Genomic DNA, 18,031 nt, shown 5'->3' on the forward strand with positions numbered 1-18,031 from the left:
TCGCCCATGATTACAGGAAAATCGGATTAACTCAAAAAATCGAAAATTAGAGACCTCTTATGAACTTCTTACGCTTAGTCTTCGCTATTGTCCTGCCTCCTGTCGCTGTTTTCATGACTTCTGGAATTAGTTCAGCACTGGTTGTCAACATTCTGCTGACTCTACTCGGATGGGTTCCCGGAATTATTCACGCAATTTGGTATCTACAAAAGACCGAAGAACGACGTGGCGCTTACTAAATGAAAGCTCACAGGCTGACAAGAAAACCGCTCGATCGTAAGATCGAGCGGTTTTAACTAATGCGAAAAAATTAAAGATTAGCTGTTTGGAGTCTTGACCGTTTTTGCCATGTCCAAGAATGCACCCATGTTTGCGCCAGGACGGCGACGAGGAGTGGTGATGGTTGGCGCTGTGGTTGAGAAACTAGCAGTCGGCTGGGGCAAATTCAAGGTATTTGCTGAAACCGGCGGCTTCGATCCATTGGCTGAACCATTCAGATCAGCCGTTGCAGGCTTACTGACCTTTTCCGTTTTTGCAGGTTCTGGTTTCGCAACTTCTGCCTCAGTCGCGGCTAACTTCTGAGTTTCTTGCTTTGTCTCTTTCGGAGCTTCGGTTGCTGACAAAGGCTCAGCTTCCATGTAATAGCCACCCGATGACTTACCGCCGAGTCCAATCAAAGAAAGAATTCCGCTAAAGAGCTTTTTAATTAAGTTAATGACACCGCCCATTGAACAATACTCCTGGGTTAGTTGCTGAATCGTGGTTGCTGATCCGTTGAGATCAACAGATGAAAAGTAGTCCTATCTACGATTATCAGTCTGCGGTGGAACTCGACGCAAGCCTCTATCAAGATTTTCTATGCTTAGTATGTTCGATCCCTATTGGAGAACAATCCGAGCAGCGGTCCTAAAATTGCTCCAAACACAAATCCGCCTGCATGTGCCCAGTAGGCAACTCCGCCCCGCTCCATACCGATATTCGCAGGAACATTTAAACTGGCAACGCCGTAGAAGGCTTGTTGAATAAACCAAATACCTAGATATGCCCAAGCGGGAACGCGAAATGGAAAGAAGAAGAACGGCGGAATAATCGTAGTGACGGCTGCGCCCGGAAAGCGCAGAATGTATGCCCCCATCACGCCCGCGATCGCGCCACTGGCTCCCAAGGATGGAATATTAGAGTCCATTGAGAAAAACCATTGAGTTGCGGCTGCCAACATGCCACAGCCGATATAAAAAATCAAAAATCGCAGATGTCCCAGTTTTTCTTCGACGTTGTTGCCAAAAATCCAGAGGAACAACATGTTGCCAAAGATATGGGCAAACCCACCATGCAGAAATTGCGACGTGATTAGAGTAATCCACTCTGGGAAAGGTTGATAGCGAAGAGAGGCTCCTGCAAGGTCTGCACTAAGTTCACGGGGAACAACTGCCCAAGTGTAGAAAAAATTGTCTAGTTCCGCAGGTGTAAGCGTTAATTGATAGAAAAAGACTAAAACGTTGACCGCAATAATTCCGTATGTGACATAGGGTGTAATGCGAATTGGATTATCGTCGCCGACCGGAAACACAGCTTATCCCCAATTAAATAATTTTAGTCAAAAGAGTAACTGATTTTTTCGATCGCTGTCTGTTGCTCTCTAGACAGATCTATGATGGCAGTCTGTCTTTGGAAGGAGAAGCGGAATGGAAGTGATCCCAGCAATCGATTTGCTCGGTGGTAAATGTGTGCGTCTGTATCAAGGCGACTATAACCAGTCGCAGGTGTTTAATGATGATCCGGTTGCGGTCGCACGTCAGTGGGCAGCAGAGGGTGCAACTCGATTGCATTTAGTCGATCTCGATGGCGCAAAAGTTGGACATCCTGTGAATCTGGATGTGATTCGATCGATCGTGGAAGCTGTGGAGATTCCGGTTGAGGTTGGGGGCGGTTTGCGCGATCGCGATGCCGTCGCCGCATTACTTTCGACAGGGGTAAGATGGGCGATTTTAGGAACGGTTGCAGTGGAACAGCCCGATTTGGTTGCGCAATTGTGTGGAGAATTCCCTGGTCAAATCATTGTGGGAATCGATGCGCGCAATGGTAAAGTTGCCACAAAAGGCTGGCTCGAAACTTCAGAAGTTTTGGCGACAGAGTTAGCGGAGCGGATGGCGCAACTGGGAGCCGCAGCGATTATTTATACTGATATTCATCGGGATGGAACCATGCAGGGACCAAACCTGGAAGCATTGCGGGATTTAGCAGCGATCGCGGCAATTCCGGTGATTGCTTCGGGGGGAGTTAGTTCGTTGACGGATTTACTCAGCCTATTGGCATTAGAACCGCAAGGAGTGACAGGTGCGATCGTTGGAAAAGCGATTTACACCGGAGATGTTTCTCTGAAAGAAGCGGTTCGAGCAGTGGGACAAGGACGCTGGCAGGATGTTCCCCCGGATTTTGGATCGTCGGCATTGGCATAGAGGACAGTTATGGGACATCACAAGAAAAAATTGGCGAAGAAGATTGCGAAGAAAGTAGTTCACAAGCTGAAGAAAAAACTTCCGAAGAAGTTGGCGAAGCAACTTGCTAAAGAATCTGCAAAGCGTCAAATTGAAGCACTGTTGCAACGCTAGATTTGTGCGAGTTTAGAACTAGCTATCCAAACTTTTGACGGGCGTGTGCGATCGCTGAAATTCGGCAAGACTCTTCGGAGATCGTTGTCCCCTTTGCGTCTTGAAGGACGTTCAAGGGGGCGCGTCAGGTCGGGTTGGATGGGTACAGATTGATCCTCATACAAAATTTGGAGTTCCCGATGAAGAAGCAAGTTTTCCGGCAACGCTGGCGCTGGTACTTTCCAAGATTCGTCACAGTTTGTTGTGCAATCTTGCTTTTGATTCGCCCGATCGCATTTGCAATTTCTGCCAGTGCGACGACTCCAAGCCCGACTCCGACAGTTGAGAAACCCACAGACTCTAAACCTGATGAGAAGCCTACAGAGTCTAAACCTGCCGAGCCAAAGCCTGATGAGAAGCCCGCAGAGTCTAAACCTGCCGAGCCGACCAAAACCCCGGAACAGTTAGAGCGGGAGAAGACATTGATCGAAGCCGATCGACTTTACCGATCCGGTGACAAAGCTCAAGCGGTCAAGCTTTATCAAGCAGTCAAGCCTCCTTTTCAGGGTGTCATCGAAGCGAGCACTCAAGAAGTGATCACTGATCCTGCTCAGTTATCGACTGCGGGACAAGTGTACTGGCGCGAATCTGAAGCGGGACTGGCTCAGAATTTAGAAAGTCGAATTTTTGTCCCCTTGGAACTTTTAGTCAAAGAAGTTCCGCAATTCGTTCCGGGACAGCTGCGATATGCGGAGGCGCTAGAGAAGTTTGGCAAAACCGAACAAGCGTTGGCGGTACTCGAAAAAGCGGCAACTCGCTATCCCAATCAGCCAGAGTTGATCAAAGCAAAAGTCGCAGCATTGGCAAAAAATGAGAAATGGATTGATGCGTCGATCGCGGCTCGACAATTTGCCTTACTCAACCCCAATCATTCCGAAGCCTCAGCACTGACAGCACTAGCAGATGACTATCAGAAACGCTATCAAAAGCAACTTCGTAGCAGACTTCGAGGCAATCTCGTTGGTGGAATTCTCACCGGGGCATTAGGGTACGCCCTCACTGGAAGCTTATTTGGTCCACTGACTTCAGTTCAGAATACTGCGCTACTGTTGCGAGGCGAATCTGCGGTTGGCGATCGTGTTGTTCGGCAAGCAAAACGTCAGCTTGATTTGGTTGAAGATAAAGAAGTCAATGACTATGTAGCAGGCATCGGACAGAAGCTTGCGGATGCTGCTGGCAGGAAAGAATTTAAGTACGAATTTTATGTGGTCTTAGATGACAAGCTCAATGCATTTGCGCTGCCGGGTGGGAAGGTGTTTGTGAATGCAGGCGCGATTGAGAAAGCAAATTCCGAAGCTGAACTCGCTGGACTATTGGGACACGAACTCTCTCATGCGATTCTGTCTCATAGTTTTCAACTAATTACAGAAGGCACACTCACGGCTAATATTACTCAGTTCATTCCTTACGTGGGTGGCTTGATTACAGACCTGACAACACTGAGCTATAGCCGCGATATGGAACGTCAAGCCGATGTGCTAGGAACTCGACTTTTAGCTTCGACAGACTATGCAGCAGACGGTTTGTACAATCTGATGGTGACGCTGCGTAAACAAGAAGAAGAGAAGAAGCGAGATCTTCCGCCTGCTTGGTTAGCTTCGCATCCTTTACCTAACGATCGAGTGAACTATCTGCAAGAGCTAATCACTCAGACGGGTTACAATCGCTATGCTTTCGAGGGAGTGGAGCAGCATTCAGCCATTCAGTCGAAAGTGAAGCAACTCCTGAAAGAACATAAAGAGCGGGAAGAGAAGAAGGGGAATCGACGCGATCGCAATTAACGCAGCTTATTAAATATTAAATAAAGGGGCGATCTCAAACCTGATCGCCCCTTTATTCATTTTCAAACCCTACTTCGCCAAACACTAAGCTCTACGTTGCCACCGAGCTTATTGGTGAGATGCATCACAAGCAAAGTGAGCAGGACACCCGATAGCACGATCGTCCCATTCTCAGCTTCTACGGTGGCAAGTAAAGGGGCTAGGACAGTGATTTTCCCTATCAAAGGTTGGACTCAAAACCATCAATTAAGCAGTCTCTTTGAGATAGACATGGCTCACAGCTTGCTCTAAGGCTGCGGTACGATCGCTGAAAAAATGGTCAGCATGAATGACATCGAACAGCCCCAACTTTTGCAAGCGACGCTGAACTTTCTCACTTGCCCCAACCAGGTAAATCGCTAAGCCTTTATCACTCGCATCCCGAATGACATTCTCGATCGCTAACGAAGCCGTTACGCCCATTGTTGGAACATCAGTCAGATCCACAACTAAGGCATCTGCCTCTTTCATAGCATTGTGTTCCCGCGCGATCGCTTTCGACAAGCCAAAAATCATGGGCCCACTAAGGCTGAACAATAGAACACGTCCTTGTCCTTTATCGAGCAGTTGTTTTTGCTCCGCTGAGAGACGCGCATCATCATCCATATCTGAAATCAGTTTGACTTCTGACGATTGCATTTCACTCAGTCGCTCAATCGTCAGAATGTTAGCAATGAAGACCCCTACGCCGACTGCCACGATCAGATCCACAAACACCGTTAACAGCAGTACCCCGTACATAATCAGGGAACCTTTGAGCGAGACTTTATGCGATCGCTTCAAGAAGCTCCAGTCGAGAATATCGATCCCTACTTTCAGAGCAATCCCTGCGAGAACTGCCATCGGAATCGGTTCAGTGAGCCTTGCAGCACCCAGGACTACTACCAGAAGTACGATCGCACGCGTCAATCCAGAAACAGCAGTTCTCGCACCAGTTTGGATGTTGACCACGGTTCCCATCGTAGCTCCAGCACCCGGCAACCCTCCACACAATCCAGAGACAATGTTGCCAATTCCTTGACCGATGAGTTCTTTATCTGATTTATGTTCTGTGCGAGTCAGACTATCTGCAACAACCGCTGTCAAGAGTGTATCAATACAGCCCAGCATCCCAAGCATTACCCCATCCACAAACATGGTGGTCAGTTGACTTGCAGTAAAGGTAGGGAGTTGCAGCGGCGGCAATCCAACTGGAATCGAACCAATCCGACGAATATCAGCGCCTTGGAACACGGTTAACGAAATGATTGTTCCAATGATTAACGCAACCAACTGAGGCGGAACGAGTCGCTTCAGCTTTTTCGGCATCAAGAAGATAATTGCCAAAGTGACTGCACCGAGAATTGCTTCTGGTGTTTTGACATTGGCAATCAAACCTGGAATTGCCATCACTGTTCCAAGCACGCCACCTTTCGGAGCTGCCTGCCCTAGGAAGGGTGCAATCTGTAGAATGATCAGAATTACGCCAATTCCAGACATGAAGCCGGAAATGACGCTATAAGGCATCAGCGTGACATATTTTCCCAGTTTGAAAATACCGAACACGATTTGAAACAGTCCAGCCAGCATGACGACCGTAAATGCCATCGCTAAGCCGTTTTCTGGATTGCTTGCGGTCAATCCAGCGACGATCGCGGTCATGACAACGGTCATCGGACCAGTTGGCTCAGAGATCAGTGTTGGAGTGCCACCAAACAGTGCAGCGAAGAATCCAACGCAGATTGCGCCATACAGTCCACCAATGGGACCGACTCCAGAGGCGACCCCGAAAGCGAGTGCGAGGGGCAATGAAACGATAGCTGCGGTGACGCCTCCGAAGATATCTCCTCGGAGATTATTAAATCGAATTAGATTGGTAATTGTCATAACCCAAGTGAATGAACGGTAAGTGAATCTCAATTTGAGACAATGCAACCCTGTCACCTTCTATCTGTACAAACAAAAGGTGTAGAAAATGGCTAGAAAACTCGCTATGTAGATAGCGTAAAACTAGGCTCTCCGACGAGTTCCTCTATAGAGTTCAAATTTTGGTAATAATTGAATTATTCCGATGATTTCACTGTACGGCACTCTAGGTGACGTTGCTCAAGTGAATCCGTCAGAAACAGGACTTTTTTCCATAGAAGCTTTCTATCTTTTCCATAAGGGTTGACCGAAAAAGCATAGAGTACGGGATGTAATGCAGCGCAATCACCGCGATTGTCTTCTATTGGGATCCATCGAAACTAATCGATACATATTCTCTTGTGTCTGAGAGCGGTCATAACCCTGTTCTCAATTGCAGGTCAGGTTGCGATCGCGTCTGAAGTCTATTTCGACATCGATCGCTCGGAGTTTCATTGTCCGCAGTTGAGCTTTTTCGAGAATTTGTGAAGTTCTAAGTGAAAGTTGTAATCTTTCGGAAATTGTCGCCAGAGGGTGTCTCAAATTGATTGACCTTTCTAATTAGAGACAAGCCGAATCGATGGATTGAAGATTATCAATCGTGGTAAATCAAGCGAATACAATGGGGAAGCAATTGAATGAAGCAGGAATCGCATGTCCAGTTTAGAAGCGCTGCATCACCGTTTAGACCTCTTCCGAGAAGCGGGGCGCAATCTCCAACTTGATCCACTAGTCACCCGTGAGGCTTTAGATCGGTTGGGGGTGGAGTATCAGGCGGAGTTGGTGGATGAGCTAGAGCAAGCGATCGAGGATTGTGTCTCGCGTGATAATAAACTGATTTTCACGGGGCATCGTGGCTGTGGCAAATCGACGCTGCTGGCGGAGTTGGGATTCCGCTTGCTGGAGACGAATCGATATTTTGTGGTGATGTTTTCAATTGCAGATACGATCGAGCGATCAGCTGTGGATCACGTGAATATTCTGTTCTCGATCGCATTGCAACTCCTGGAAGCGGCAGAAGAGAGGGGAATTCGGCTCAAGCCAGGAATCAAAAGAGAGTTCTATCGCTGGCTTGGCAAGCATACTCAGACCGAATCGAAGGCAGTTGAAGCAGAGATCGAAGCGAGTACGGAAGCAACCGTAAAAGGTGGGATTCCAGTGATTTTGGAATTTTTAGCAAAGATCAAGTCGAAACTCAAAATCAATTCGGTGATTCGGCGGGAAATCTCGATCGAGTTTGCGCGGCGCATTTCGGATCTGGTGGCTCAAATTAATCAACTGCAAGTCTATATCGAGAATGCAACGGGTCAGCAAGTTTTAGTGATCATTGATGACTTAGACAAGCTAGATTTGGCTGTGACAGAGGAGATTTTTAACAAGAACATTCAATCGCTGCTCGACCCCAATCTGAGAATCATTTACACGGTTCCGATCGCAACGTTGCGCGAGGTTTCAATCAGAACGAGCATTCAAACCTATGTGAACAAAATTCATACGATGCGGGTGGCGAAGTTCTTTAGCAAAGCAGCGGTGAGAAAGCCCGATCGAGTTCCCGATGAGTCCTGCGTCGAGGTCTTTGCTCAGATTCTCGATCGACGGTTGCCGCCTGAATTGATGCACGCTGAGGTGAAGCGACAGATTATTCTCCTCAGTGGAGGGGTGTTGCGGGAGTTGATTCGGATTAGCGATCGCTGTTGTGGCAAGGCGATGCAGAAGATTCGCGGACAGATTCGACGGCAGCAGGTCGATCAACCGGGTGTGATTGTGGATCAGGCGATTTTGAATGAAGTGGTGACGGAGCTACAGCTTGAGTATGCGGAAGTGTTAGGACAGACTGATTTTGACGCGCTAAAGTTAATCTATACAGAGTTTAAGCCGAAAGATACTGAGAATCAGCGCTTCTTAGATTTGCTACATGGGTTGTATGTGTTGGAGTATCGTAATGCGCTGCTTTGGTATGACTTAAATCCACTGGTGCGAGATTTGCTAGTGCAGGAGGGAATCTTGGATGTCGCAAGCGCTTAAGCCGCTCACGTCAGAGAATGAAGCAACTTATGAGAGCCTAATTTCGCTGATTGAGAACAATCAGGATCGACTGGCATTGATTATTGTGGCGTGTGATGATTTGCGATTGCGGCAGCGGATTATCGATCGATATGAGGCAGAGGCGCGACAGTCCAAGATTCGATCGTTTCGGATTGTTTTAGGGAATGAGCCAAGTTTACGATCGAGCTTAGCAAAGTTAGCAATGAAGCCTGGAGATGAGGCAGTTGTGACGGTGACGGGGGCGGAGTGGTTACTGCGGGTGAAGATGCGGGAGCAGGAACAAAGTGACCTTGATAAGTTTTTTGGGTATTTGCAATGGACGCGAGAGGGATTGAGAGAGTTTCGTGTGCCAATCGTGCTGTGGGTAACGCATCGGATTCTACGTGAGATGAGCCGTCAAGCACCGGACTTTTGGAGTTGGAGAAAGGCAGTGTTGCGGTTTGCCTCGCAGGAAACAGAGTTGATTCCAGTTCTGATTCAGGAGCAGATACAGCCCTCAGAAGCTCAATCAGATGACAAGTTTTTACCACCTTTAGAAGAGTTACTTTCAGAGATTCAACAGCTAGAGTCAACCTTACCAGAGTCACCTAATTTAGCAACGCTCTATGATCAGCTAGGGCAGGTTTACGGCAAGAGGATTGCAAGTGGGAAAGCAGAGAATCTAGAGCAAGAAAGGCAGCTTGCGATCGATGCTTTTCAGAATTCTCTCGATCGATATCGGCAACTCAACAAGCAACCTAATCTTATGTGGATGCTAATAAGTTTAGGGAACTTTTTAATTAGTCAATCTCGATATGAAGAGACTATTACAGCTTATCAACAGTCTTTAGAGATTGCGCGTGAGATTGGTAATCGTAGGGGTGAGGCCGCTTCCCTCGGTAATTTGGGCAATGCCTACGATTCTTTAGGACAGTACGACCGTGCGATCAACTTTCATCAACAGTCTTTAGAGATTGAGCGTGAGATTGGTAATCGAGAGGGTGAGGCCGCTTCCCTCGGTAGTTTGGGCAATGCCTACGATTCTTTAGGACAGTACGACCGTGCGATCAACTTTCATCAACAGTCTTTAGAGATTAAGCGTGAGATTGGTAATCGAGAGGGTGAAGCTGCTTCCCTCGGTAGTTTGGGCAATGCCTACTATTCTTTAGGACAGTACGACCGTGCGATCAACTTTCATCAACAGTCTTTAGAGATTAAGCGTGAGATTGGTAATCGTAGGGGTGAGGCCGCTTCCCTCGGTAGTTTGGGCAATGCCTACTATTCTTTAGGACAGTACGACCGTGCGATCAACTTTCATCAACAGTCTTTAGAGATTGCGCGTGAGATTGGTAATCGAGAGGGTGAGGCCGCTTCCCTCGGTAGTTTGGGCAATGCCTACTATTCTTTAGGACAGTACGACCGTGCGATCAACTTTCATCAACAGTCTTTAGAGATTGAGCGTGAGATTGGTAATCGTAGGGGTGAGGCCAATTCCCTCGGTAGTTTGGGCAATGCCTACTATTCTTTAGGACAGTACGACCGTGCGATCAACTTTCATCAACAGTCTTTAGAGATTAAGCGTGAGATTGGTAATCGTAGGGGTGAAGCTGCTTCCCTTGGTAGTTTGGGCAATGCCTACGATTCTTTAGGACAGTACGACCGTGCGATCAACTTTCATCAACAGTCTTTAGAGATTAAGCGTGAGATTGGTAATCGTAGGGGTGAGGCAGATTCTTATTTTAACTTGGGACTTGCTCTAGCAAAGCTCAGGCGGAAGACAGAATCGATCGAAGCATACCAAAACGCTCGCCGTTTATATCAAGAAATGGGACTTGCTCAAGACGTTGAGGACTGTGATAAAGCACTCTGACCGCCCCGCTATAAAACCAATCGGATTCTCTGGTTCTGCGTTGGAATCGCGATCGTCCTTCTCATCGCATGGCTCCGCAGATAAGCGATGTGGAATGAGCCATCTCTACCAGCTTATGATCGTCAACTCCTTCACCTTTGCAAACGCTCGATCTCCCGTCCTCAAACTTGCCATGTTCTGTTGAACCAGGTGATTCTCACCCTTAAGCAATGCTGATATTAGAAATAACGATTACCACTCATCTCGCAACGCTCTCTGCATAACCATCGCATCCCCTTGCCAATCTAACTGTCCTGCCAAATCCGAAAAATCATAAGAGGCTTTCTGCCCAGTACTAGACAAACTCGGATTCACAATCACCACAATATCCACTTGCCCCGAGGAAAGCTCCGTCGGGATATCCAGATGCAAGTGTCCAGACTCATCGATCGTTGTAGTGAACTTAAGAACTTCCATCGCAAGAGCTGTCCAGTGAATGTTGCTTCATTTTAGAATCAAAACCTGCTCACGTCACTTTCGACAAATCAATGTAGCGTCCTTGCTCATTGCATCGCTCTAGTCAAAATAGCGCGATCGACTTTCTGCCCCGACTATAATGACAGACACAACCATCCTGGCTTACCCACCCATGGTCACCCACGTCACTCTACCCGAAGCCACTGCCAACATTACCCAACTCCTCGATCGGGTGATCCAAGGCGAAGAAATCATCATTTCCCAAGATGGACAAGCGGTCGCCCATATCTCTCCTGCAAACCGCGATCGTAAACCTCACCCCCCAGAAAATTCACCTCGTGTTCCCGGACAATACGCAGGCAAACTGATCATCCCAGACGACTTTAACGCCCCCTTACCAGACGATATCTTAAACAGCTTTCTCAATCCCGCCGACCCTCAGTAGACCATGCGTGCTTTACTCGATACCCATGCTCTACTCTGGTGGGTTACCAACAACTCTCGACTCTCTGTGCCCGTTCAAGACATCATTTCAAATCCTGAAAACACGCTTTATCTCAGCGTTGCCAGCAGTTGGGAAATTATCATTAAATCCAACATTGGCAAGCTTCCCCTTCCAGAACCTCCGACCCAATTTATTCAATCTTGCCTAACGGCTAACCGTTTTGAGAGTTTGACCATCAATCTTGCCCACATTCTGCAAGTGGATAGCCTTCCCGATCATCACAAAGATCCATTCGATCGAATTCTAATTGCCCAAGCTCAGGTCGAAAACATCCCGATTCTGACGATTGATCATCTCATCGCTCAGTACCCCGTACAAACCATTTGGTGAAGCATCGCGATCACCACGATTCTCTATTCTTTCACCTAAAATCATCGATTTTGTTCTATTCACTGTATCAACACATCGATCCCTCACATGCCAGCAAGATTGATTCTCAAGCGTGCAACGTCTGTGTACGATAGAGTGTCAGACCCATTACAAGACGCAGCAGGTGTAAGTATGACCGCAGTGACAAACCCAATCTCGACCAAACCCGCTTTTACAGAAGGCATTCAATACTTCAGCGACGAGTTACCAGGGTTTGAGACATATGGCAAAACATCAGCGATCGCCGACGGCAAAACCGCGATCGCTGACCCAACCGACCCGGCTGCGGGCTATCAAACACTGCTCGCTGCGGACGCACTGCGCTATTTGATTCTGCAAATGACTGCCAGTAAAGCCTCTGGACACCCCGGCGGATTTGCCAGCCAAGCCGAAGCCTATGCAGCCTTTGTAATGTTAGGGCATAAAAACATCATCACCGAAGTCGGACATCACGCGCCCGGATTTTATAGCGCCATGTTCCTCGATCGCTCTCTTGAAGATATGGGCATCGAAACCGTACAGCAATTGCGCGATCGCTTCCGGGAAAAGCATGGACTCTTAGGGCACTTGTCCGGCTTCATTCCGGGAATTTTGGCTCCGGCAGGGCCTTTAGGTCAAGGGCAGCACTTTGCAATGGCAGCATCCCTTCTGCATCGCGATAAATTGTTCCCCTTTACTGTCGGGGATGGTGGATTAGGTGAGCCATACATTATGAGTTCGATGGCACACTTCAACACCGCATTCCCAGGGGTGACGAACTTCTTGCCGATCTTGGTTTGGAATGGCTACTCGCAAGAGCATCACAGCATGGTGTCGCTCAAAACCAATGAGCAGATGATCGACTTCTGGAAAGGGAATGGATTCGAGAATGTTGTCCTAGTCGATGCGAAAGATTTTGACGATCGCAATCAACCCAGCGAATACGTCGATAGCACCATTTTCTCTTTGGAGAATCGGATTAAGTTTACAAACGCAGTCTTAACCGCCGCAGATCAAGCCGCGAAATCGGCATTAGGCGGTCAGTTAACCGTCTTCATCATCAAACAGCTCAAAGGTGCAGGGGTTCACGCAAAAGGCTCGAAGTCTCACAATCTCTATGCTCAACACACGTTAGAAAATGAAGACATTATCGCCGCATTGAAAGCGCGGGCATTGACTCCTGAAGCGTGGGCATTAGTGCGATCGAACTGTGAACGTGCAGGCGGTGGTTCTGCTAGCAAAACGGTTGTGACTGAATTCGAGCGGGCTTTACCCGATTTAGGACAGTTGCCGCTCGAAGAATATGCCGTAGGCGGAGATGCGAAAGTTTCGACGACTGCAATGGGTCGATTGGTGGGACATGTTGGACAAAGCGATCGCGCCTTCTTAGTGACCAACGCAGACGGAAACGAAGCCTCTGGGATTGCCAACATTAACCAGGCATTGAAGATCATTCACCCGACTGAAGATTCGCTCTATAACCAAGCCCCCAACGGTCAAGTCTATGAGCCTTTGAGCGAAGATGCTTGTGCAGGATTGGCAGCAGGACTGGCATTAATGGGATGTCGATCGCTGTGGTGTTCTTATGAATCCTTTGCGATTAACGGACTGCCCATCTGGCAAACGGTAACGCAAGCGATGGCAGAATTGCGTCGTCCCACCCCTTCGACCATTACATTGTTTACCGCTGGAGCCTTAGAGCAAGGACGAAATGGCTGGACTCACCAACGTCCTGAAGTTGAAGCGTACTTTGCCGCAATGCTCAGAAATGGCAACGTGTTCGCACTATTCCCACCCGATGCGAATAGCATTCAAGCTTGTTATGACTGGGCACTGACCACGAAAAACAAAGGCGTTGTGATCACAGCGAGTAAATCCCCGTTGCCGATTCGGACAACCTTAGAACAGACGCGACAAGCGATCGAGCAAGGTGGCATCATTCTGCATGAAAGCACTGGATCGAAAACGATCGTATTTGGTGTCATTGGCGATATGACTTTAGTGCCTGTGTTTGAAGCAGCATCGAGTTTAGAAGCTCAAGGATATGGCGTGCGAATTATCTCGATCGTCAATCCTCGCCGCTTATATCGTGCATCCGATGTGGCTTGGGACACTTGCTCTGAGCCGGATGGTGGATTTATTGATGATGCAACGTTTGACACACTGTTTGGTGGCGATGCCTTAATCGGTGTCACCGGTGGCGCAAGCGGAATGCTAGAGCCAATCATGCTTCGGAGTACCGCAAAACGCGATACCTTTGCTTGGAGACGCGGTGAGACGACTGCAACTGCAGGCGAACTGATGGCATTTAACAGCATTACCGCAGCAGGTATGGTGAACCGAGCGATCGAGCTTGCTCGCTAAGACGAACAGGACTCAGAGTTCTCGAAGAACTTTGAGTCCTCAACCCTCACGCACGATAAAGCAATGATTATCCATCTCACTGCCGAACAGATTGATACAGTCGATCTCAGTCAAGCGATCGACCGCATCGAATCTCTCAAACCCAACCTCCGCGAACATGAGCAATCGATTCAATTTAAAATTGATTACCCTTTAGACCCTAGCGATCCGCGTGAATATTCAGAGATTCCAGAGATCCGATTGTGGTTTATCCGACTCGATGCGACCTATCCTTGGATGCCATTTTTACTGAACTGGTCGGAAAAAGAACTAGGGCGCTATGCTGCCATGCTCGTTCCACATCAAATCCAGAAGGATGGGATTGAATACAACCCGGAAGCCTTAGAAATCTTTGTCATGCAGAAAACGTTTGTGATGCTGAATTGGCTCACCGAACAGCAAATTGAAGCTCGATCGCGGGTCAAGTCGATGACGAAGACGTTAGGGTATGAGTTAGATGATGCCTTTTTCTTGATGCTAGAAGGACGCTAAGATAACTTTGCGTTCTAAAGGTGAGTGCATGAGGAATTGGGGAGGACGGATTGCAGAAGTTTGGCAGCGTGGATCTCGCTCGCTTCAGGGACGCGATGGCACATCTGCCATTCTTCAAACCTTGCTTGCTCGATTTCTGATCATTTTTCTCAATGTCGCAACCGGAACCATCACCGCAAGGCTGTTGGGTCCAAGTGGTCGGGGAGAACAAGCTGCAATGGCGATTTGGCCCCAATTTTTTGCATATTCTTTGTCGTTCGGCTTACCGAGCGCCCTACTTTACACGCTCAAAAAATATCCGACTGAGCGATCGAAAAGTTTCTCAGCCGCTATTCTCATTGGCGTGATCCTGAGTACTATCGGTGCTGTGATTGGAATTTTTACGATTCCAATCCTTCTGAGAAAATACTCAGTTGATACAATTCATTTTGCACAAGCGCTGATGTTAGCCGTTCCGATCGCAATGTTCACAGAAATTCTGCGATCGTCTATGGAGGCAAGTGACGAATTCGCGATCGCGAATCAAATGCGCTATGTTTTCCCACTCGGTACTTTAGTCATGCTAGTCGGACTGGCGCTCTTGGGAAAACTGACTCCATTTACGGCAGTGATTTCTTACTGGCTGCCTGGAATCCCGATTTTGGTTTGGATGATCGCTTGTACTCGGCGATTTTTTACAATTCGATTTGAGCGGGTTCGACGATCGACCAAACGACTGCTCAGTTATGGCTTGCGGGCTTATGGGATTGACCTCGTTTCTACTTTAGCGGGACAACTCCAGCAGGTCTTAGCTGTCAGTTTGTTAGTTCCGGCAGCAATGGGGCTATTTGCGATCGCGTTTAGTCTCTGTCAATTGCTGTATGTCGTTCAAAGTTCATTTGTCACCGTGCTATTTCCCAAAGCGGCGGCACGTCCTACAGAAGAAGTTTTACAGATGACAGGTCGAGCGGCTCGAATTGGCGGATTTTTAGCAATTGTAATGGCAGCTTTCATGATGATCTGTGCACCGCTCGTTCTGAACTTACTCTATGGAAAAGAATACTTAGCAGCAATTCCGGTCTTTCGAGTGTTAGCGCTTGAAACGGTTGTGAGCGGGACTTCGGTGATTCTAGCGCAAGCGTTTATGGCACTTGATCGTCCGGGGATTGTAACTGTGATTCAAAGCTTAGGGCTAGGCTTGGGCATCCCGTTAATTTTATGGTTGACTCCGAGCTACGGATTACTAGGTCTAGGTCTAGCTTTACTGTGCTCAGCGCTCATTCGATTAGCTTCAACATTAATCTGCTACCCAGCCGTGCTAAAAACCGCTCCACCTAGCTTATGGTTTGTCCCGCAAGACATTGAGTTTATACGGGACAAACTCTATCGGCGTTAGAGAAGCAGGAACTGTTTGGCTGACAAAACCGCCTGAACATTAGCTTGACTGCGTTTCTGTCCCGCACCGGATTGAAAACCCGGTGCTAACCGTGCAAACTCCCTCAAGGGACTACAGAACCTAGCCATTGGCTCAAAAATACAGCCTCTTTAGAGACTTTGCCCGACGAGCACGGGGTTTCAACCGCGTGCGGGACAAGTAGAACTTGCAAGTTTTACTTTAACAAGGTCTCTTTGATAAACATGATGGTGGAATAGAACTGAAAATCGATATTTCTCTTCTTCGAGAATCCATGACCTTCATCGGTTGCCATCAGATACCAAACCGGAACATTGTTCTTTCTCACAGTTTTTACGATCTGTTCTGCTTCATTTAATGGAACTCTGGGATCGTTTTTACCATGAATGACAAAGAGAGGCTTCTTGATTTTTTCCGCGTTATTTAACGGAGAAATCTTGAGCAGAAATTCTCTCATTTTTGGATCGCGTTCGTCTCCATATTCAACTCGGCGTAAATCCCGACGATAGCCTTCCGTCCGCTCTAAGAAACTGACAAAATTCGAGATTCCGACAATATTAATTGCAGCACGAATACGATCGCTATAATTCGTCGCCACCGCCAATGACATATATCCGCCATAACTGCCGCCTGTGACTAAAACTCGATCCTTGTCTAACCCCGGTTGAGTCGCAATCCAGTCTAGCAATGCGCCAATATCTTTCACAGAATCTTCGCGTAGATAGCCATTATCTAGCTTCAAAAATGTTTTGCCATATCCAGTTGATCCCCGCACATTTGGGAAAATTACGGCAACACCTAATTCATTTAAGTAATAGTTGATGCGTCCTAAAAAGCTAGGTCTGGATTGCCCTTCTGGACCTCCATGAATATTGATAATGACAGGACGTTTGCCTGTGAATTTTGCAGGCGGACGATAGAGAAACCCAGAAATTGTACGATCGTCAAAACTCTTCCAGCGAACCAATTCTGCTTCTGAGAAATTCGCAGTATTTAATCCACCTGTTTCACTCTCTGTCCAGCGATCGATTTTGTTCGTCACTGTATTCAGCGAATATACATCTGCTGTTGAGCGCGAAGAAACTAAAGTAAATCCTAGATCTTGATTATTGCGATGCCAGATAATTCCGCTCACTTGTCCGATCGGCAACTTTGGCAAAGCTTTCTCTTGATTTGTCGCCGTATCTAGCAAATGCAGCACGCTAATGCCATCTTCATTGGTCACAAACGCAAGCTGTTTGCCATCGTGAGACAAATCAAAATCTTCAACATCCCAAGGAATTTGAGTGCTGAGGTAAGTATGCTTGAAGGTTGCTAAATCGATGTAGGCTAAGCGTTGAAATTCCGATTCTCGATCGGTAATCACATACAATCCTTTGCCATCTTTACTAAACACACCGCCTTGATAAGAAACCTTATCTTTTTCACCTTTTGGCGTGAGTAGCTTTTTCTCACCCGAAGTCGTATCAAATAACCAAAGATAGCTCTCATTGATCGAGACGTATTCGATGACTAAAAGCTGTTTATCATCGGGTGACCAATTTAATCCACCCCAACCGCCGCCTTCAACTTCAGCCAGTAAGCGATCGCTCTTTGGATCGGTTGGATTAATCGTATAAAAATCAGTATCCTTTCCAGTCCGCCGGGTCGAAGTATAAATCATGCGATCGCCTTGATTCGACCAAACCCCGCCGCTATTCTTCGACTTGCCATCTGTGAGTAACGTAATATCGCCTGTTGCAAAATCATAGCGATAGTTCTGGCTAAACTCATTGCCGCCTGTATCTTTACTAAACACAAAGTAATCCCCTTTCGTCGGCTGATAACTTGCCCGAAACACAGGTTCAGTAAAGAAAGTCATCTGCTGCCGACTTCCCAGTGGAAAAGCAACGCGGTGGATTTGAGGCGCGTCTCCGAATCGCGTCACAATCAAGGCTTCGCGACGTTCAGGATGCCAACTCACAAATCCTGCGGAACGGAACTGAGTATAGCGATCGACGGTTTGTGCCAACGATTCAGGAATAGGTGCAATGCCTTCGGCGACGAGGTTATCGCCCGGCGTAATGTTGGTTGTCTGCGCTACTGTCATAGATCCAGAGATGAGAAGAACCGCGAGAACTGCGGCAAAAAAACGTGTAAGAAATCGCATTTCCTCATGATACGAGAGATCTTCGATCGTGATTC

Annotated in this window: 15 protein-coding genes; 10 read left to right on the plus strand and 5 right to left on the minus strand. The window is 47.5% G+C overall.

Annotated features, from left to right (window positions below):
- Positions 1-59 precede the first annotated feature (59 nt).
- Positions 60-239 carry a YqaE/Pmp3 family membrane protein gene (locus OU814_RS16840; protein WP_190648742.1) on the plus strand — a complete coding sequence of 60 codons (180 nt, stop codon included), beginning with the start codon at positions 60-62 and terminating at the stop codon, positions 237-239.
- A gap of 78 nt (positions 240-317) precedes the next feature.
- Here OU814_RS16840 and OU814_RS16845 read toward each other — a convergent pair whose 3' ends face one another.
- Positions 318-728, minus strand: coding sequence for a hypothetical protein (locus OU814_RS16845; protein WP_017287885.1), 411 nt, complete (start codon positions 726-728; stop codon positions 318-320).
- A 134-nt stretch (positions 729-862) separates the two neighbouring features.
- Positions 863-1,570, minus strand: a complete 708-nt coding sequence (locus OU814_RS16850; RefSeq protein WP_017287886.1) for a rhomboid family intramembrane serine protease — start codon at positions 1,568-1,570, stop codon at positions 863-865.
- A gap of 115 nt (positions 1,571-1,685) precedes the next feature.
- Between OU814_RS16850 and hisA the strand changes: the two genes are divergently transcribed.
- Positions 1,686-2,459: a 1-(5-phosphoribosyl)-5-[(5-phosphoribosylamino)methylideneamino]imidazole-4-carboxamide isomerase gene (gene hisA, locus OU814_RS16855; protein WP_268184464.1), complete on the plus strand. Its 774-nt coding sequence runs from the start codon at positions 1,686-1,688 to the stop codon at positions 2,457-2,459.
- Positions 2,460-2,791: 332 nt separating this feature from the next.
- Positions 2,792-4,432, plus strand: a complete 1,641-nt coding sequence (locus tag OU814_RS16860) for a M48 family metalloprotease (RefSeq protein WP_268184465.1) — start codon at positions 2,792-2,794, stop codon at positions 4,430-4,432.
- A 246-nt stretch (positions 4,433-4,678) separates the two neighbouring features.
- On the opposite strand, the gene bicA is transcribed toward OU814_RS16860, so the two are convergent.
- Positions 4,679-6,337 carry a bicarbonate transporter BicA gene (gene bicA, locus OU814_RS16865; protein ID WP_017287889.1) on the minus strand — a complete coding sequence of 553 codons (1,659 nt, stop codon included), beginning with the start codon at positions 6,335-6,337 and terminating at the stop codon, positions 4,679-4,681.
- Between the two features lie 672 nt (positions 6,338-7,009).
- Between bicA and OU814_RS16870 the strand changes: the two genes are divergently transcribed.
- Positions 7,010-8,380, plus strand: a complete 1,371-nt coding sequence (locus OU814_RS16870; protein ID WP_268184466.1) for an AAA family ATPase — start codon at positions 7,010-7,012, stop codon at positions 8,378-8,380.
- Complete coding sequence (locus tag OU814_RS16875; protein ID WP_268184467.1) at positions 8,364-10,250, plus strand: tetratricopeptide repeat protein; 1,887 nt, start codon at positions 8,364-8,366, stop codon at positions 10,248-10,250. The genes OU814_RS16870 and OU814_RS16875 overlap by 17 nt, the downstream gene beginning before the upstream one ends.
- Positions 10,251-10,481: 231 nt before the next feature.
- Here the strand turns inward: OU814_RS16875 and OU814_RS16880 are convergent, their stop codons facing one another.
- A complete protein-coding gene (locus tag OU814_RS16880) occupies positions 10,482-10,706 on the minus strand; it encodes a hypothetical protein (RefSeq protein WP_268184468.1) in 225 nt (74 codons plus the stop codon).
- 139 nt (positions 10,707-10,845) lie between these two features.
- On the opposite strand from OU814_RS16880, the gene OU814_RS16885 reads away from it, so the two are divergent.
- The 5 genes from OU814_RS16885 (at position 10,846) to OU814_RS16905 (ending at position 15,829) form a co-directional block, all read left to right on the plus strand.
- Positions 10,846-11,151 carry a type II toxin-antitoxin system Phd/YefM family antitoxin gene (locus tag OU814_RS16885; protein WP_199329274.1) on the plus strand — a complete coding sequence of 102 codons (306 nt, stop codon included), beginning with the start codon at positions 10,846-10,848 and terminating at the stop codon, positions 11,149-11,151.
- A gap of 3 nt (positions 11,152-11,154) precedes the next feature.
- The gene (locus OU814_RS16890; protein WP_268184469.1) at positions 11,155-11,541 is read left to right on the plus strand and encodes a type II toxin-antitoxin system VapC family toxin; all 387 of its coding nucleotides are present in this window, start codon (positions 11,155-11,157) and stop codon (positions 11,539-11,541) included.
- Positions 11,542-11,676: 135 nt separating this feature from the next.
- The gene (locus OU814_RS16895) at positions 11,677-13,923 is read left to right on the plus strand and encodes a phosphoketolase (RefSeq protein WP_326498314.1); all 2,247 of its coding nucleotides are present in this window, start codon (positions 11,677-11,679) and stop codon (positions 13,921-13,923) included.
- 63 nt (positions 13,924-13,986) lie between these two features.
- Positions 13,987-14,454, plus strand: a complete 468-nt coding sequence (locus OU814_RS16900) for a CRR6 family NdhI maturation factor (protein ID WP_190648217.1) — start codon at positions 13,987-13,989, stop codon at positions 14,452-14,454.
- Between the two features lie 28 nt (positions 14,455-14,482).
- A complete protein-coding gene (locus tag OU814_RS16905; RefSeq protein ID WP_190648215.1) occupies positions 14,483-15,829 on the plus strand; it encodes an oligosaccharide flippase family protein in 1,347 nt (448 codons plus the stop codon).
- A gap of 214 nt (positions 15,830-16,043) precedes the next feature.
- On the opposite strand, the gene OU814_RS16910 is transcribed toward OU814_RS16905, so the two are convergent.
- A complete protein-coding gene (locus tag OU814_RS16910; RefSeq protein ID WP_268184470.1) occupies positions 16,044-17,936 on the minus strand; it encodes an alpha/beta hydrolase family protein in 1,893 nt (630 codons plus the stop codon).
- Between the last annotated feature and the right edge of the window lie 95 nt (positions 17,937-18,031).

It is taken from the genome of Leptolyngbya sp. GGD, from assembly GCF_026735145.1.
GTDB lineage: Bacteria > Cyanobacteriota > Cyanobacteriia > Leptolyngbyales > Leptolyngbyaceae > Leptolyngbya > Leptolyngbya boryana.

Bases quoted from the DNA above. Each gene is read 5' to 3' on its own strand.
- OU814_RS16840 (WP_190648742.1), top strand. From the start codon at position 60: ATGAACTTCTTACGCTTAGTCTTCGCTATTGTCCTGCCTCCTGTCGCT.
- OU814_RS16845 (WP_017287885.1), bottom strand. From the start codon at position 728: ATGGGCGGTGTCATTAACTTAATTAAAAAGCTCTTTAGCGGAATTCTT.
- hisA (WP_268184464.1), top strand. From the start codon at position 1,686: ATGGAAGTGATCCCAGCAATCGATTTGCTCGGTGGTAAATGTGTGCGT.
- OU814_RS16860 (WP_268184465.1), top strand. From the start codon at position 2,792: ATGAAGAAGCAAGTTTTCCGGCAACGCTGGCGCTGGTACTTTCCAAGA.
- bicA (WP_017287889.1), bottom strand. From the start codon at position 6,337: ATGACAATTACCAATCTAATTCGATTTAATAATCTCCGAGGAGATATC.
- OU814_RS16870 (WP_268184466.1), top strand. From the start codon at position 7,010: ATGTCCAGTTTAGAAGCGCTGCATCACCGTTTAGACCTCTTCCGAGAA.
- OU814_RS16875 (WP_268184467.1), top strand. From the start codon at position 8,364: ATGTCGCAAGCGCTTAAGCCGCTCACGTCAGAGAATGAAGCAACTTAT.
- OU814_RS16880 (WP_268184468.1), bottom strand. From the start codon at position 10,706: ATGGAAGTTCTTAAGTTCACTACAACGATCGATGAGTCTGGACACTTG.
- OU814_RS16885 (WP_199329274.1), top strand. From the start codon at position 10,846: ATGACAGACACAACCATCCTGGCTTACCCACCCATGGTCACCCACGTC.
- OU814_RS16890 (WP_268184469.1), top strand. From the start codon at position 11,155: ATGCGTGCTTTACTCGATACCCATGCTCTACTCTGGTGGGTTACCAAC.
- OU814_RS16900 (WP_190648217.1), top strand. From the start codon at position 13,987: ATGATTATCCATCTCACTGCCGAACAGATTGATACAGTCGATCTCAGT.
- OU814_RS16905 (WP_190648215.1), top strand. From the start codon at position 14,483: ATGAGGAATTGGGGAGGACGGATTGCAGAAGTTTGGCAGCGTGGATCT.
- OU814_RS16910 (WP_268184470.1), bottom strand. From the start codon at position 17,936: ATGACAGTAGCGCAGACAACCAACATTACGCCGGGCGATAACCTCGTC.